Genomic DNA, 15,109 nt, shown 5'->3' with positions numbered 1-15,109 from the left:
GGTCAGTCGGCGGAATGGGGTTCGGCCATGGCGACCACGACCTTGCGCGGCCCGCTGAAGGGCGTGCGGGCATGGGCGGCCAGCATGTTGTCGAGCATCATCACGTCCCCGGTCTGCCATGGGAACAGCACCGTTTCCTCGGCCAGGACCGCGCGAATGGCGGCAAGGTCGGCCGGATCGATGGGACCGCCGTCGGCGTGGTAGACGTTGCGCGGCAAATCCTCCTCGTCGAGGATGTCGAGCAGCGCCGTGCGCGCCTCCTCCGGAAGGTTGGAGACGTGGAAGAGATGCGCCTGGTTGAACCACACCGCCTCCCCGGTCACCGGATGGTGGGCGGTCGCCTGGCAGATCTGGCGCGTGCGCAGTTCGCCATCCTCCTTCCAGTCGCAGAGGATGCGGTGGTCGCGGCAATAAGCCTCCACCGTCGCGCGGTCCTCCGTGTTGAAGACCTTCTGCCACGGCACGTCCAACCCGTTGCCGTAGTTGCGGACATACATCAGGCCGCGCCGTTCGAACCGCTCGCGGATGTCGGCGGGAATCCGGCGGTGGATCGCCCGGCTGTCGGCGATCGGCGTCTCGCCGCCGACCGGCGCCGCCTGGACGCAGCAGAACCAGATGCGCATCGGCCAGTCGCGGGTATAGGCCTGCTCGTTGTGCAGGGGAATGTGCTGGTCGGCCGGATATTCGGTGGAGGTGTAGACGCCCGACGTCACGTTGGTTCGCGGGGTCGAGCCGAACTCGTAGCTCAGCAGCGGATGGCCGAAGGCGGCGGCGAAGGCGCGGAAACGCTCTACCGTGTTCGCTGCGGAGTCCGCTGCGGATTCTGGGGCCGGACCCAGCGCGAAGCCGCGGAAGAGAATGCCGGCGCAGCGCGGCAGCCAGTCACGCACCAGCGGCTCCAGGTCGGCGAAAGCGTCGAGCAGATCCACCTGCGGATCGCGCGCCCGCACCAGCAGCGGCAGGCCGCCACGCGCATGGGGAAAATCTTCGATCGTGAAACTACGCTCGGCCATGGAACCCTCTTGAATTCAGGCGGTCGCGGCGATCACGCCCAAGCCGTCCGCCAGCCGGTCGAGGAGCGGACGTTCGTGGGCGCGCAGGAAGAAATGGTCGCCGTCGAACATCTCCAGGGTGAAGCCCCCGCGCGTCTCCGCCGACCACGCCCGCAGCCGGTCGGCGGCGATGTCGTCCTGTGTGCCGCCGAACACCCGGATCGGGCAGTCCAGCGGCGGTCGGGGACGGTATGCGTAGCGGCCGCACAGCAGGAAGTCGGCGCGCAGGACCGGAAGGGCCATCTCCAGCAGGTCGCGGTTGCCGAACACCTCCTCGGCCGTGCCGCTGAGGCGGCGCATCTCGGCGATCAACCCGTCATCGTCCAGCGGTTCGGCCCAACGCCCGTCCTCGCGCCGGCTGGGAGCGGCGGCAGCCGACGCGAACAGCGCCCGCGGTTCCCCCCGCCCATGCCCGCGCAAGGCATGCGCCAGCTCGAAGGCGAGGAGACCGCCCAGGCTGTGCCCGAACAGGGCGAAGGGGCCCTGCGCTTGCGGAGCCAGCTCTTCCGCCAGTTCGGCGGCCAGCGCCGTCAGGTCGGTCCTGGGGGGTTCGTCCATCCGCCGGCCGCGGCCCGGCAATTCGACCGGCACAACCTCCAGCCAGGAGGGCACGAGGCGTTTCCAGCGCGCATAGATCATCGCGCTGGCGCCGGAATAGGGAAGGCAGAACAGCCGCATCGCCGGTGGTGCGGCGCGACCGAAGACGGGGGCGGTCGCGGACGTCATCGCGCGGCGGCTTCGTCCATCTGGCGGCGCAGGCTGAGCGGCCGCATGTCGGTCCACACCTGCTCGACGTAGGCGAGGCAGTCGGCCTTGGGACCGCTCTTGCCCGCCTCGCGCCAGCCGGCCGGAACCGCCTTGTAGTCCGGCCAGATGGAATATTGTTCCTCGTGGTTGACCAGCACCTTGAAGGTGATGTCCTCGCGGTCGAACGCCATCGCTGTCCTCGTTCACTGTCGGGAGTGGGGCGGCATTCCGGTCCGGCCGCTCATGCGGTCCGCGCCCGGCGCCCTCCTGCCCTAATGGACGAAGCAGCGCGGCGAATTGTTAGGAGGATTTTGCGATTCCCTCGCAACGCCCCCCTCGCAACAAGCGATGCGAGGGTTGCTGCGGCAATCAACGGACCAGCGCGACGGGCTCCCCGGACTCCGGATGGGGAATCACCGCCATCGGCAGGCCGTAGATGGCGCCTAGCCGGGCAGCGGTCATGATCTCGGCCGGCGTGCCGCGATCAATCAGACGCCCGCCGTGCAGAGCGACGATGTCGTCGCAAAAGCGTGCGGCCATGTTCACGTCGTGCAGCACCGCGACCACCCCGACGCCGCGGTCGCGCGACAGCCGGCGGACCAGCGCCAGCACCTCCACCTGATGGGCGACGTCGAGCGCCGAGATCGGCTCGTCCAGCAGCAGGCAGCCGGCATCCTGCGCGATCAGCATGGCCAGCCAGACCCGCTGCCGCTCGCCGCCCGACAGGCTGTCCACCAGACGGCCGGCGAACCGCGCGGTATCGGTCAGCACCAGCGCCTCCTCCACCTTGCGGGCATCCTCCGCCCGGAAGGCGCCCAGAGCGCCATGCCAGGGATAGCGGCCGAGCGCCACCAGCTCCCGCACCAGGAGCCCGGAGGCCGGCGGCATGTGCTGCGGCAGGTAACCGATCCGGCGAGCGAGCGCTCGCTGTTTCCAGCGGTCCAGCGGCTGGCCGTCGAACAGCACCCGCCCGCCGCTGGGTCGTTGCTGGCGGGCGAGGATCTTCAGCAGGGTCGATTTGCCGGAGCCGTTATGGCCGATCAGTGCGGTCACCCGGCGGGGAAGCAGGTCGCAGGACGGTATGTCGAGCAGGAGGCGGCCGGGCAAGGCGAAGCTCACCCCGTCGATGCGGAACATCGGCGCTGTCGGGGACGCAGATGGGGGCGCTGTCGGGGACGCGGCTGAAGACGTCATGCGGAAATCCTGCGGTCTGATGAGGCGGCCGGCGGGGTGCGCCGCCAGTAGGCGACGGTCAGCAGGCGGTCGCGGTCGATGCCGCGTCCGCGCAGATGGTCGCGCAGGAGGGCGAGATCGTCGAACTCGCAGGCCACCCAGGCGAACGGCGCGGCCGGGCCGGACGGCAACGTCAGGGCGCGCACCGCCTCGACCAGCGGCCCCGCACCCCCGGCATCCCGGCGGTGCAGCCAATGGACGGAGACACCGGCGGGCGCCTGAAGCGGCAGTTCGTCCGCCGCGTCCTCCACCTCGATCAGGGCGATGCCGCGGGCGTCGCCCGGCAACTCCTCCAGGATGCGGGCGATGGCGGGAAGCGCCGTTTCGTCGCCGGCCAGCAGGTACCAGGCCGCCGGACGGATGCCGAGCCCGCAGGGACCGGACATGCCGCAGAGGTCGCCGGGCCGGGCCCGCCGGGCGAAGTCGGCCCCGGGAGCGCCATTGGGAGCGCCATTGGGAGCACCACCGGGATGCCCGCCATCGGACTGCGTATCGTCCGCATGGAGAACGAAATCGATGTCCAGTTCGCCCGCCTCGGCATCGATGCGTCGCAGGGTGTAGTAGCGGACCGCCGGACGCCGGTCCGGCTCGGGCCAGAGCGGCCGTCCGTCGGGGCCGGGGCGCGGCCAGGACGGCGTTTCCGATCCGTCCGGCGGCAGATAGAGCCGGACGTGCAGGTTGTCCGCCGTTGCGAAGCGGTCAAGGTCACGGCCACGGAAGGTGACGCGGCGCAGGCGCGGCGTCAGGTCACGGACGGCGACGACGCGGATCTCGCGGAAGTCGGCGAAGAGCGGTCCTGTCTCCACATCGCCGCTCCAGACGATGGCGACCTCCTCCCCCAGCAGACCGACCAGCTGCTCGCTGACGGACGCGCGCAGACGCTCCAAAAGGCCGCGGTCGTCCGCCTCCGCCCGGAGATGCAGGGCGTCGGCCGCGACGGACAGAGCCAGCCGGCCGAATGGGCCGCTCGCCACCAGGGTTTCGCCCTCGCGGGTGAAGGTCAGGCCGTAGGGTTCGGCGGCGGCGACCAGCCGGTCCGCGGCAGCGGAGGGGCGGTCGTGAGGGATCGCGGTATCGCAGGAGAAGCGGGGCATCAGCGCCGTCCCAGCAGCCAGAGAAGGAAGGGTCCGCCGATCACCGAGGCGAGCAGCCCGGCCGGCACCTGATAGGGAAAGATCACGCTGCGGCCGAGCCAGTCGGCCATCAGCATGATCAGGCCGCCGAGCATGGCGGAACCGGCGAGATGGGCAGCAGCCCGCTGCAGGCCGAGCATACGGGCCAGATGCGGCCCCATCAGCCCGACGAAGCTCAGCGGGCCGACGATCAGCGTCGCCGCCGCGGTCAGCAGGGCCGACAGGCTGAACAGCGCGATCCGGCTGAGCGACGGGCTGACCCCCAGCGCGGCGGCCACCCCGCCGCCGAGCGGCAGCAGGTCGAGCCAGCGGGCGACGAAGGGAATGGCGCCGATGGCGAGCATCGCCAGCAGAACCGCCGCCAGCCCGTCGGTCCACCCCACCATGTAGGTCGAACCGGACAGCCAGGTGACGAGCGTTTGCAGGCGTGGATCCTGCCCGGCCATCAGGACGGCGACGACGACGCCGGAGATGGAGCTGGTGGCGATTCCGGCCAGCAGCAGCCGGTCGGGCGAGAAGCCGTCCTTGCGGCCGAGCGCCAGCATCGCCGCCAGCACCGCGACCGCTCCCGCCCCGCCGGCCGCGATCTGCGCGCCACGCTCCGGCGCGTCCGCCGAGAACATCAGCACGATCACGCCGAGGATCGCGCCGGAAGACACGCCGAGGATCTCCGGCGCCGCCAGCGGATTGCCGGTCATCCGTTGCAGCATGGCACCCGCGACCGCAAGCATGGCCCCGCCGGACAGGGCCGCCATCGCCCGCGGCAGCCGCCAGGGCCCCAGCGCGGCAAGATCGTCGCCGGAACTCCAGCCCCAGCCATCCGGACCGGAACCGAAGGCGACCGCCATCCACAGGGCCAGGGGCAGCAGCAGGGCAGCGCCGGCAAGCACCAGGGCGGGGCGGGAGGCGCGCGGCGGCTGGGCGGCGGCGGACAGGACCGGCGGTGCGGAGGTCCGCAGCCGCGGCAGAAGCCACAGCAGCATCGGCACACCCAGGACCGCGGTGACGGCACCGGTCGGCAATTCGCGGTAGGTGATCGGCGCCATCAGCACCAAGGCGTCGGTCGCCCACAGCAGGGCGGCACCGCAGAGCGGCGCCCACAGCATCCGTTGCCCCAGCCGGCGGGCGCCGGCCATGCCGACGATGGTCGGGGCGGCCAGCCCGACGAAGCTGACCACGCCGACGGCGGCGACCGTGAGGGCGGTCAGCATCACCGCGATCAGCAATCCGGCCAGACGGGCGCCCACAACCGACAGCCCGAGGCTGCGCGCCCCGCCCTCCCCCAGGCCGAGCAGGACCAGCGGGCGCAGGACCAGCGCCGCGGCGACGGCCAGCACCGCCAGCCGGGGCGCCAGAAAGGCGGCCATGCCCCAATCCTGCTGGTCGAGGAAGCCGGCACCCCACAGGAAGAGGCCGATCAGCAGGTCGTGGTTGAACAGCACCATCACGCCGCTGACCGATCCGGCATAGAGGCTGAGGACGAGACCGGCCAGCACGACGGTGACCGGCGACAACCCCTTGCGCCAGGACAGCGCCAGCAGCGCCGCCGCCGACAGTCCGGCACCGGCCAGCGCGACCCATTCGCGGCCCAGCGCCAGCGCCTCGGGAATCCAGAGGGTGGCGACGGCGAGCGACAGGTGCGCGCCGGCGGAAATGCCGAGCGTGGCGGGTTCGGCCAACGGGTTGCGCAGAACCTGCTGCAGGATGGTGCCGGCAAGCCCCAGCGCCGCCCCGACCAGCAGGGCGACCGCGAAGCGCGGGAACAGGACATAGTGGGCGGCAAGCTGGTCGAGACGCGCCGGATCGGGATCAACGAGCGCCCTCCACCACAGCTCCGGCGGCAGTTGCCGGCCAAGCACCAGAAAGGATGCCAGTCCGGCCAGCAGGAACAGGCCGGTCACCGGCCAGGCCGGACCGAACCGGCGGGACGGGGTCGGGATCGCGGTGTCAGCCATGGCGCTGCGGAAGCCTTTCGCCGAGCAGACGGACGAAACGCTCCGCCGTCGGGACGCCGCCATAGAACAGGATGGGCGGCAGGATGGTGACCCGGCCTTCGCGCAGGAACGGCAGCCCGGCGAACAGCGGCAGGTCGGCCAGCGCCTCCAGCGCCCGCTTTCCCTCGCTGCCGATGTTGACCAGTCCGGCATCGGGACGGCCGGTCAGCCGGTCCATGGTCACGGTGGCGTGGCCGTAGGGGCCGCTGGGACCGGTCCAGGCATTTTCGATCTCCAGCCGGTCGAGGAGATCCTGGTAAAGGCTGTTGCGTCCATGGATGAGGACGCGGCGCCCGTCAAGGACGCTGAGAATATAGAGCGGACGCCTCTCCCGCCCGCTCAGGCGGGCGCGCGCCTCCTCCAATGCGCGGTCGAGACGGGCAGCCGCGCGGTCCGCCGCATCCGGCACGCCGAGGCCGTCGGCCAACCCGCGCAGGGAGGCGATGGCGAAGGCAAGCTGACCGCTCCCCCGATCTCTGTCGACAGATCCCGTGTCGAAGGATTGATAGAGTGTCAGCGGAGCGATCCGCTCCAGCCGGCCGCGCACGGCGGACAGCATGCCATCGGTGACGAAGCGTGCCGGTGCCAGCCGGTCGAGCAGTTCCAGGTTCGGCTCCGCCCTGGCACCGATGTCCGGAACGCCGTCCGGCACCGCCGGCTCGATCACGGAGCGACGGTAGCGATCGATCTCCGGCAAGCCATGCGGGACGATGCCCAACGACAACAGCGCCTGTGCACTCGTCCAATCGAGCGCGCAGACCCCGCCGTCCACCCCCGGCTCCGCCGACCGTGCGCCACCGGCCAGAAGACCGAGCGGCAGCGCGGCGGCGGCATGGAGGAACCGGCGCCGGTCGACGGCGCCGGTCATCTTGGGCATCGGGGACAACGGTCCCGCCTTACCAGCTGTACTTCAGCGTCGCCAGGACCTGGCGGCGGTTGCCGTACAGCACCGTGTTGTCATAGAAGCCCGCCGAGTAATACTTCTTGTCGGTCAGGTTGCTGACGTTGAGCGCCACGCTGGCCCCCTGCAATTCGGACCGCAGGGCACCCAGGTCGTAGCGGACGGCGGCGTCGGCCAGCGTGTAATCCGGGATGGTCTCGGTGTTGCCGGCATTCTTGGACGAGCCGACATAGCGCGCGCCCACGCCGAAGCCGAGGCCGGTGAGCGGACCGGACTTGAAGGTATAGTCCCCCCAGGCCGAGGCCATGTGGCGCGGGATGCCCTTCGGACGCAGCCCGACCGAGCTGGTGCTGGAACCGACGGCCGGATTGTCCTTGGTGATCTCGGCATCGACGAAGGCGTAGGAAGCGATCAGGCTGAACTCCTCAGTCAGCTCCATCTTGCCTTCCAGCTCGATGCCGCGGCTGCGGATTCTCGCCGTCCTGCACCGCGAAGCCGCTGTAGACCGGGTCGTTGGTGACCACATTCTGCTGGGTGATGTGATAGAGCGAGGCCGAGATGAAGCTGTTCCAGCCGTTCGGCTGGTACTTCACGCCGACCTCGTACTGGGTGCCGGTGGTCGGCTTGAAGGTGCCGCCGCCGCGCTGCGGCGCGTAGGTGCCGGTGGTCGGCTGGAAGGAGGTCGCATAGCTGGCATAGGGCGCGATGCCGTTGTCGAAGACATAGCCCAGACCGACACGGCCGGTGAAATGATGGTCGCGCGCGGTCTGGGAGCTGCTGGACAGGTTGTCCGTCTCCTTGTCGACCACCCAATCCTGGCGGCCGCTGAGGGTCAGGATCCAGTTGTCGTAGCGCAACTGGTCCTGGAGGTAGGCGCCGATCTGGCTCAGGTTGCTCTTGCCATCCACCCAGGGGTTTCCATAGAGGAAGTCGGTCCCCGGATAGCTCGGGTTGAGAACATCGATCACCAGCTCGTTCAACGAGTTGCGCCGCGTCTCCCGCCCAATGTAATAGCCGTAGTCGACACCGGCCAGGATGGTGTGCGACACAGCGCCGGTCTGCACCTTGCCCTGGACGTTGCTGTCGAGCAGGTAGGTCTCGGTCGTCTTCGGACGGTCCTGCACCCCGACCGGATAATCGCGCCCGTTCACCAGCTCCACCGGCCAGGCGGTGCTGAAGGCGCTGACGAAGTTGACCTTTGAATGCATGTAGCGGGCATTCTGGTGGAAGGTCCAGTTCGAGCTGATCTCATGCTCCAGCTCGTAGCCGACGGTGGTGTTCTGCACCTTCCAGTCGGAATAGCCAGGGATGCCGAAGAAGAGATCGGTGCCGATCTGGCCCATCGCATCGCGGGGAATGCTCTGTTCCGCCCCGCTCATCTTCAGCTTCTGATAGCTGCCGAGCAGGGTCATCTTGGTCTTGTCGGTCGGCTTGAAGGTCAGGGCCGGCGCGATGTAGAAGCGGTCGTCAGGCGCATGGTCGACCTGGGTGTCGGACAGGCGGCCGAGGCCGGTCAGGCGGTACAGGACCTTGCCGTCGCCATCCACCGGCCCGCCGAAATCGAAGGCGGCCTGACGGCGGTCATAGCTGCCGGTTTGCAGTTCGATCTCGTGCAGCGGCTTGTCGGTCGGCCGCTTGGTGGTGAGATTCACCACGCCGCCGGGCGAGGTCTGGCCGAACAGGACCGACGACGGGCCCTTCACGACATCGACACGTTCCAGCCCGTAGGGCTCGAAATTGGTGTCGTAGTTGTTGAAGCCGGCACGCAGGCCATCACGGTAGATGCCGAACAGGTTGAAGTCGCGGAAGCCGCGCATCGAGAAATCAGGGGCGCCGGGGCCGCCCGGGTAATCGACAACGGCGATGCCGGGCGAGTAGGCGACCGCACCTGCGAAATCCTGCACCGCGCGCTGGTCCAGTTCCTTGCGGGTCACGACGGAGATCGTCTGGGGGATTTCGACCAGCGGCGTCTCGACCTTGGTGCCGACGGCGCTGCGGGTGGCGACATAACCCTCCGTGCCACCGACGACTCCCTGAACGGAAATCGGGTCGAGAACAATGCCGGCGCCGGTGGCGGCCTCTCCGCTAGTGGCCTGCCCGCTGCCCTGGCCGGCCTGGCCGCCGTTCGTCGCCTGCTGCGCCGAGACCGGCCGGCTGGTTCGCCAGCAGCGCCAGACCGGCCATCGTCGTCGCCAGCAGGAAGGATTTCAAACGCCCGTGCTTGCCCGTCGCCAGACGACCGGCCGATCCGGCCGCGCCAACCTCACTCTCCATCACCGTTCCCCCAACTGAAGCTCTGTCCGACGGACTCCGCTCTCTCGCGAAATCCGTCTCCCGGCTCTAAGACGAAGGGGGTAGGCGAATATTAAGGAGAATCTTTCATATGTACGAATTTTCGTGCGCGGCGGCCGTCGTCGACGGCTCCGACAGGCCGGGGCAGCGGTCGAAGAAGTCACGGCGGTCGAGCGTCATCAGCGCCGCGCGCTTGTGCGGGAAGTCGAACTCCCGTTCGCGCAGGAACCCCAGCGACTGCATGTGCCCGATCATGCGGGCGTTGTCGGCCCGCGGCTCCGACACCACGCGGCCGGTGCGGGCATCGTCGAGGAACATCCAGTGCACCAGCGCCGAAAGCCACGACCGCACCTTGTGCGGTCCACGGTGATGCTCCTCCCCCACCAGCATATGGATGCCGCGGTCATGGTCGCCCGGCGCGCAGAAGGGAGCGATACGGTCCTCCTTCGCCCAATAGGCCTCGAAATAGGCGAAAGGTTCATCGTCGAAGCAGCCGATCACCGTCTGGACATGTGGGTCCTCCGCCAACCCCTCCAGATAGGCGCGGTGTCTCAGGAAGTCGCCGCCCTCCTGCCAGAAGGCAAGGACCCGGGGGGTGTTCTGCCAACGGTTGAAGCGCTCCAGATCGACGTCGATGTCCAGGCTGCGCAGCGAAATCCAGAGGCCGAGCGCCGGATCGAACCGGCGGTACAACTCCCCGGCCGGCTTCGGCGGCCGGTGGAGATGCACTCCATCCCCCCGCGCGCCATCCCCCCGCGCTATGGCCGGATAGCCGGTCGTGCCCGGACCGCGCAGCCAGGGGCCGGGCAGTTGCCAGAAGGCGTCGCGCCGGCTGATGGCGCCACCTCCGCCATCGGCGAGCAGCAGGCCGGACCGCAGCGAGGCCGGGTCGGGCTCAATGCCGCGCCAGACGAGACGGCGGCAGGCCGGGTCGCCGGTGAACAGCCAGCAGGCCATCGCCCAGGCGGCATCCGCGGGAAGTGGAGCGGGACGTTCGCCGAAGAGGTCGGGCACAAGGACGAGGCCGCCCTCGATCGGCTCGCAGGCGGCCGACAGCAGCGGACGGCCGTCGATGGACAGACGCAGACCGCCGGATCCGGTCTCGGCGGTCAGCCGGCGGCCATCGGGCAAAGGCAGGGTACGGGATGATGTCATGGTGGCGGTTTCCAGTTCTTGGCGCCCGCTGCCGCCGTCCCGTCACCGGGCGAGGGCGAGCAGCCGGTCGCGGGTCGCCCCGAAGCACAGATCAGACGGCGGCGCTGGTGTGGACCGACACCCCATCCACCTCGGCCGGGATGCGGTCATCCATGTCCAGGAGCTCGACAGCCGCCCCGCGGGCGGTGAAGAGCCGTTTGGCGGCAAGGGTGTTGGCGAAGGGCACCACGGCATCCCGGCCGGCCCCGCACAGGACCATCGGCGCGCGCGGTGTCCAGTCCAGCAGGTCGTTGCCGGCGAGGGCGCGGCGGAACGGAGCCTGCGGATCGTCGAAGGACCGTGTGAAGCCGTCCTGGCGAAGCCGCGCGATCTCCGGTCCCGGCGGCAGCATTCCCTGCCGAAGCACATCGAAGATGTCGAGGCGGCCCGGCATGAATCCCTCGACCGTGGCGTCGAAGGGCGACCGGAACACGTCGGCGGGCGAGGCATAGATGTTGCCGTAGACGCGCTGCATCGCCACCACGGCATAAGCGAACAGCGCCGTCGCCAGACCGTTCGGCCCCGCCGGCCCGGTCGCCGACCAGCCGTCGACGAAGGTTTGCTCCAGCGCATAGGGACCGGACATCGGCGCCGTTCCGGCAAGGTGGAACTCGCCCGCATGGTCGCGCTCGATGGTGCGCTGGGCCGCCATCGACGCATGCCCGCCCTGGGAATAGCCGGCTAGCAGCACATGCCCGGACAGCGGAATCCGCGCCTCCCCCGCCACGCTGCGCGCGGCGCGCAGCGCATCGACGATGGCGGACGCCTCGCTCTCCGCATGCAGGTAGGGATGGAACGGGTAGTCCGAGCGGCCGAGCCCGAGATAGTCCGTGGCGGCGACCGCGACGCCGCGGGCAGCGTAGAAGGTCAGCAGCGGGCTGTCGCCCGCGGCCAGCGTATCGTCGGCCTGACTGGCGTCCCGCCGTGTCTGGGTGCCCTGTGCCCAGCCCAGCAAGTCATGCGGCTCTCCGCAATCCGGACCGCCGGGCAACAGCAGCATGGCCGAAGCGGTCGCCGGTTCGCCATGCACCCCGATGGTGGCATAGGTCACCCGCGACAGGGAAACGTCGCAGAGCGGCCGGCCGATGAAGGCGGCGCGCGATCCAAGCCCGGCCTCGATCGCATCCCGCCGGTAGGTCGCCAGCGTCGCCACCTCAAGCACCGCGCCCCGTGCGGAGGCATGGACAGCCTGAGGGACGGCCTTCGCCACGGCATCGTCCGCCGCGGCGGCTGCCGACCCGGCCGCGCAGACGGCGGACAGGATGCACAGCAGCCGCAGCCCGGCGCGTCCGCGCCGCATCATCGCGTCCATCAGCGGTTCGACGCGCCGGCGACCAGCCCGGTCGGCCCCGACTGACGACGGGACCGGCCGTCGGCCGGCGCCAGATCGCGGTAGAGGGCGGCGGCGATCTCCGCCGCCCGGACCGGCAGGACCGACAGCAACGTGTCACTCAGCCCATGGGTCTCCTCGCAGAAGCCCTGGATGAAGACCGGTGCCGTCAGCTTGGGGTCGGTGCGGACGCGATAATCGCGGTCGACCCGCAGATCGCCCGTCAGGTCGCCCAGCGGCTCCAGCAGCCGGCGGTGGGAGTTGCGCTCGTAGCCGGTTGCCAGCACCACCGCGTCATAGTGGATTTCCTCCAGGGCACCGCTGGACAGGTCGCGCAGGGTGAGCGCGATGCCGGACCCGTCGGACGTGACCGCTTCGATCTGCCGCCGGCACAGGAAGCCGTGGCGCTGCAGGCCGGATACCTTCTGCCGGTAGAGGATGCCGTAGATGCGGTCGATCAGCTCGGCGTCGACCACCGAGTAATTGGTGTTGTGGTAGTCGCGGATCAGCTGCGTCCGTTCATCCTCCGGCAGGTTGAACATCACATCCGTATAGGCCGGCGCGAAGATCTCGTTGACGAAGGGCGTGTCGTCGGCCGGACGCAGGACCGCCGAGCGCAGGATCATGTCGGCCCGCACCGACGGGAAACTGTCGTTGAGGTCGATGAAGGCCTCGGCGGCACTCTGCCCGCCACCGACCAGGGCGATCCGCATCGGCGTTCCGGCGACGCAGGGCTGGGCAGCGATCCGCTGCACATAGTCGGCATGGTGGAACACGCGGGGATCGTCCTTCAGCCCGGCGAACAGCGCCGGGATGCGCGGCGTTCCACCGGTGCCGACCACCAGCGAGCGGGTTCGCCGCACGCGTTCGATACCGTCGGGGCCGCGGGTGACGACATCCAGCATGCTGATGACGCCGGTCCTGTCGACGACCGGTTCGATGCGCACCACCTCTGTGCCGTAGCGGCAGGCATCGGAGAAGTGGGACGCCACCCAGCGGAGATAGTCGTTGAACTCCATCCGGCAGGGATAGAAGGTGCCGATGTTGATGAAATCGATCAGCCGTTCCTTGCGGTGCAGATAGTTCACGAAGCTGTAGGGGCTCTGCGGATTGCGCAGGGTCACCAGATCCTTGAGGAAGGAGATCTGCAGGTCGCTCTGCTGGACCAGCGTGCCGCCATGCCAGCTGTAGGAGGCCTGCCGGTCGAAATAGGCCGTGTCCAGCGCCCGTCCGGAACGCTCCGCCTGTTCTTCGAGGGCGATCGCCAGCCCGATGTTGGAAGGTCCGAACCCGATCCCGGCAAGGTCCAGGGGCTTTTCGGAGAGGCTGAACTGAGTCATGGAATTGTCGTCCCCTGTTGAGAATCCCAAAAACACCGCCACGGCTGCCGGACGCATGGGCCGGTCCTGCTCCTGCCTGTGCCGGTCGTGCCGGTCAATGGCGTGGCGGGGCTCCAGCCGGATGCCGACCGACCTCAGCCGACCGCCGCCTCCTTCCGGATTCCTGAAAGACGACGAATGCACCCCGCGGAAATTTAGGCTCTTTCGCATGCGAACCGCTTTGGCGCACAAATCGGCATGGCAGCGGCGTCCGCCGCGGGGCAGGGCTTGGAGAGCTTCGGCTACCTCCGCCAGTTGAAACTCGACCTGAAAGTAAACCAACGGCCGAATACCATCGGGCCGGAGGCCGTGCCGGGCATCGACGTGAACCCGCTGGGCGTCGAACTGACCCACATCTCCGTGTGGATCGGCGCGATCCAGTGGATGCGCCGCCATGGCGACGAGGGGATGGCGGCTATGGAGATGGTGCGGACCATGGTCGACAGGGTCGTGTGCTTCCCCTGCCCTCTCGGACGCCGGGTTGGAGGCGCAGCGTCCTGGCGATCTGCTGGCGATCCTGGAGGCGTGCGCCGGGGCGAACCCGAAACGACGACAGCCCGCCTCGTGAGAGGCGGGCTGTCAACTGTCGGTGGTTGCGGGGGCAGGATTTGAACCTGCGGCCTTCAGGTTATGAGCCTGACGAGCTACCGGGCTGCTCCACCCCGCGGATGTCCATTATGCTGGATGACGGATGTCGTGAAGATGCAAGCGTGCGTGCTTTCTTGTATTGAGCGTCTCATGTGCCTGAGCGACCTGGCGGCGACCTACTCTCCCACGTCTTAAGACGCAGTACCATTGGCGCGGAGGCTTTTCACGGCCGAGTTCGGGATGGGATCGGGTGTTTGACACCTCGCCATGACCACCAGGTCACCGAGGCACAAGACCGACGCTGTTACCGAAAGCGCTTAATGCTTGTTCAGTGCAAGTGAGGAGGATGTATCGAACGGCGATGCGCTGGTCAAGCACTGCTTTCAAGCAGGCTTGCTGCTGCGCATGGCGCGGTTAGTGGTGTCGAGATCAAGCCGATCGAGCGATTAGTAAGGCTTAGCTTCAAGCATTGCTGCCCGTCCACATGCCTCCTATCGACGTGATGGTCTGTCACGGCTCTCAAGGGAGCTCTGGTTTAGAGGTGGGTTTCCCGCTTAGATGCTTTCAGCGGTTATCCCGTCCATACTTAGCTACCCGGCCATGCCACTGGCGTGACAACCGGTGCACCAGAGGTATGTCCATCCCGGTCCTCTCGTACTAGGGACAAATCCTCGCAAAACTCCGACACCCACGGCAGATAGGGACCGAACTGTCTCACGACGTTCTAAACCCAGCTCACGTACCACTTTAATCGGCGAACAGCCGAACCCTTGGGACCTGCTCCAGCCCCAGGATGTGATGAGCCGACATCGAGGTGCCAAACGACTCCGTCGATATGGACTCTTGGGAGTCATCAGCCTGTTATCCCCGGCGTACCTTTTATCCGTTGAGCGATGGCCCGTCCACGTGGAGCCACCGGATCACTATGGCCGACTTTCGTCTCTGCTCGACTTGTCAGTCTTGCAGTCAGGCGGGCTTATGCCATTGCACTCGACGAGCGATTTCCGACCGCTCTGAGCCCACCATCGCGCGCCTCCGTTACACTTTGGGAGGCGACCGCCCCAGTCAAACTACCCGCCATGCAGGGTCCCGGACCCGGATAACGGGCCACGGTTAGATGCCAGAGACTTCAAGGGTGGTATTTCAAGGTTGGCTCCACACGAGCTGGCGCCCATGTTTCCAAGCCTCCCACCTATCCTACACATGAAGTCCCTAGCACCACTGCAAAGCTGTAGTAAAGGTGCACGGGGTCTTTCCGTCTGACCG

General features: G+C 68.3%; 14 protein-coding genes, 1 tRNA gene and 2 rRNA genes (1 of these 17 only partly in view). 1 reads left to right on the top strand and 16 read right to left on the bottom strand.

Annotated elements, in window-relative coordinates:
* Nucleotides 1-2: 2 nt before the first annotated feature.
* The 13 genes from ACWPN3_RS10235 to ACWPN3_RS10175 form a co-directional block, all read right to left on the bottom strand.
* Nucleotides 3-1,013: a TauD/TfdA family dioxygenase gene (locus ACWPN3_RS10235; RefSeq protein ID WP_492243185.1), complete on the bottom strand. Its 1,011-nt coding sequence runs from the start codon at nt 1,011-1,013 to the stop codon at nt 3-5.
* A gap of 15 nt (nt 1,014-1,028) precedes the next feature.
* Nucleotides 1,029-1,778, bottom strand: a complete 750-nt coding sequence (locus ACWPN3_RS10230) for a thioesterase II family protein (protein ID WP_492243184.1) — start codon at nt 1,776-1,778, stop codon at nt 1,029-1,031.
* Nucleotides 1,775-1,990 carry an MbtH family protein gene (locus ACWPN3_RS10225; RefSeq protein ID WP_098735105.1) on the bottom strand — a complete coding sequence of 72 codons (216 nt, stop codon included), beginning with the start codon at nt 1,988-1,990 and terminating at the stop codon, nt 1,775-1,777. The genes ACWPN3_RS10230 and ACWPN3_RS10225 overlap by 4 nt, the downstream gene beginning before the upstream one ends.
* Before the next feature lie 178 nt (nt 1,991-2,168).
* Nucleotides 2,169-2,936, bottom strand: a complete 768-nt coding sequence (locus ACWPN3_RS10220; RefSeq protein ID WP_492243183.1) for an ATP-binding cassette domain-containing protein — start codon at nt 2,934-2,936, stop codon at nt 2,169-2,171.
* A gap of 53 nt (nt 2,937-2,989) precedes the next feature.
* Entirely contained in the window at nt 2,990-4,126 is a 1,137-nt protein-coding gene (locus ACWPN3_RS10215; protein ID WP_492243182.1) for an SIP domain-containing protein, read from the bottom strand.
* The gene (gene fhuB, locus ACWPN3_RS10210) at nt 4,126-6,120 is read right to left on the bottom strand and encodes a Fe(3+)-hydroxamate ABC transporter permease FhuB (protein WP_492243181.1); all 1,995 of its coding nucleotides are present in this window, start codon (nt 6,118-6,120) and stop codon (nt 4,126-4,128) included. Before fhuB ends, ACWPN3_RS10215 begins: the two co-directional genes overlap by 1 nt.
* Entirely contained in the window at nt 6,113-7,036 is a 924-nt protein-coding gene (locus ACWPN3_RS10205) for an ABC transporter substrate-binding protein (protein WP_492243180.1), read from the bottom strand. Before ACWPN3_RS10205 ends, fhuB begins: the two co-directional genes overlap by 8 nt.
* Before the next feature lie 19 nt (nt 7,037-7,055).
* On the bottom strand, nt 7,056-7,499 hold the full coding sequence (locus ACWPN3_RS10200; protein ID WP_492261324.1) for a TonB-dependent receptor domain-containing protein: 444 nt from the start codon (nt 7,497-7,499) through the stop codon (nt 7,056-7,058).
* Nucleotides 7,486-8,994 (bottom strand): TonB-dependent siderophore receptor, encoded by a 1,509-nt coding sequence (locus tag ACWPN3_RS10195; protein WP_492261323.1) that lies wholly within the window; start codon nt 8,992-8,994, stop codon nt 7,486-7,488. The genes ACWPN3_RS10200 and ACWPN3_RS10195 overlap by 14 nt, the downstream gene beginning before the upstream one ends.
* Before the next feature lie 151 nt (nt 8,995-9,145).
* Complete coding sequence (locus ACWPN3_RS10190) at nt 9,146-9,334, bottom strand: hypothetical protein (protein ID WP_492261322.1); 189 nt, start codon at nt 9,332-9,334, stop codon at nt 9,146-9,148.
* Between the two features lie 105 nt (nt 9,335-9,439).
* A complete protein-coding gene (locus tag ACWPN3_RS10185; protein WP_492243178.1) occupies nt 9,440-10,507 on the bottom strand; it encodes a GNAT family N-acetyltransferase in 1,068 nt (355 codons plus the stop codon).
* Between the two features lie 91 nt (nt 10,508-10,598).
* A complete protein-coding gene (locus tag ACWPN3_RS10180) occupies nt 10,599-11,858 on the bottom strand; it encodes a lipase family protein (protein WP_492261321.1) in 1,260 nt (419 codons plus the stop codon).
* Nucleotides 11,858-13,216 carry a lysine N(6)-hydroxylase/L-ornithine N(5)-oxygenase family protein gene (locus ACWPN3_RS10175; RefSeq protein WP_492261320.1) on the bottom strand — a complete coding sequence of 453 codons (1,359 nt, stop codon included), beginning with the start codon at nt 13,214-13,216 and terminating at the stop codon, nt 11,858-11,860. Before ACWPN3_RS10175 ends, ACWPN3_RS10180 begins: the two co-directional genes overlap by 1 nt.
* Before the next feature lie 267 nt (nt 13,217-13,483).
* Here ACWPN3_RS10175 and ACWPN3_RS10170 point away from each other — a divergent pair, with 267 nt between their 5' ends.
* Nucleotides 13,484-13,867, top strand: a complete 384-nt coding sequence (locus ACWPN3_RS10170; protein WP_492243175.1) for a hypothetical protein — start codon at nt 13,484-13,486, stop codon at nt 13,865-13,867.
* Here ACWPN3_RS10170 and ACWPN3_RS10165 read toward each other — a convergent pair.
* The 3 genes from ACWPN3_RS10165 to ACWPN3_RS10155 all read right to left on the bottom strand — a co-directional run.
* Nucleotides 13,846-13,922 (bottom strand) — tRNA-Met (locus tag ACWPN3_RS10165). The two genes, ACWPN3_RS10170 and ACWPN3_RS10165, sit on opposite strands and share 22 nt — an antisense overlap.
* A gap of 84 nt (nt 13,923-14,006) precedes the next feature.
* Nucleotides 14,007-14,122 (bottom strand): 5S ribosomal RNA (gene rrf, locus ACWPN3_RS10160).
* Between the two features lie 146 nt (nt 14,123-14,268).
* A 23S ribosomal RNA gene (locus tag ACWPN3_RS10155) occupies nt 14,269-15,109 on the bottom strand; it runs 1,905 nt beyond the window's last position.

This window comes from Azospirillum sp. UENF 111221, assembly GCF_058780625.1.
This window is presented reverse-complemented; position numbering and strand designations above follow the sequence as displayed.

Coding starts and splice junctions, on each gene's coding strand:
- ACWPN3_RS10235 (WP_492243185.1), bottom strand. CDS start 1,013: ATGGCCGAGCGTAGTTTCACGATCGAAGATTTTCCCCATGCGCGTGGC.
- ACWPN3_RS10230 (WP_492243184.1), bottom strand. CDS start 1,778: ATGACGTCCGCGACCGCCCCCGTCTTCGGTCGCGCCGCACCACCGGCG.
- ACWPN3_RS10225 (WP_098735105.1), bottom strand. CDS start 1,990: ATGGCGTTCGACCGCGAGGACATCACCTTCAAGGTGCTGGTCAACCAC.
- ACWPN3_RS10220 (WP_492243183.1), bottom strand. CDS start 2,936: ATGTTCCGCATCGACGGGGTGAGCTTCGCCTTGCCCGGCCGCCTCCTG.
- ACWPN3_RS10215 (WP_492243182.1), bottom strand. CDS start 4,126: ATGCCCCGCTTCTCCTGCGATACCGCGATCCCTCACGACCGCCCCTCC.
- fhuB (WP_492243181.1), bottom strand. CDS start 6,120: ATGGCTGACACCGCGATCCCGACCCCGTCCCGCCGGTTCGGTCCGGCC.
- ACWPN3_RS10205 (WP_492243180.1), bottom strand. CDS start 7,036: ATGCCCAAGATGACCGGCGCCGTCGACCGGCGCCGGTTCCTCCATGCC.
- ACWPN3_RS10200 (WP_492261324.1), bottom strand. CDS start 7,499: ATGGAGCTGACTGAGGAGTTCAGCCTGATCGCTTCCTACGCCTTCGTC.
- ACWPN3_RS10190 (WP_492261322.1), bottom strand. CDS start 9,334: ATGGAGAGTGAGGTTGGCGCGGCCGGATCGGCCGGTCGTCTGGCGACG.
- ACWPN3_RS10185 (WP_492243178.1), bottom strand. CDS start 10,507: ATGACATCATCCCGTACCCTGCCTTTGCCCGATGGCCGCCGGCTGACC.
- ACWPN3_RS10180 (WP_492261321.1), bottom strand. CDS start 11,858: ATGGACGCGATGATGCGGCGCGGACGCGCCGGGCTGCGGCTGCTGTGC.
- ACWPN3_RS10175 (WP_492261320.1), bottom strand. CDS start 13,216: ATGACTCAGTTCAGCCTCTCCGAAAAGCCCCTGGACCTTGCCGGGATC.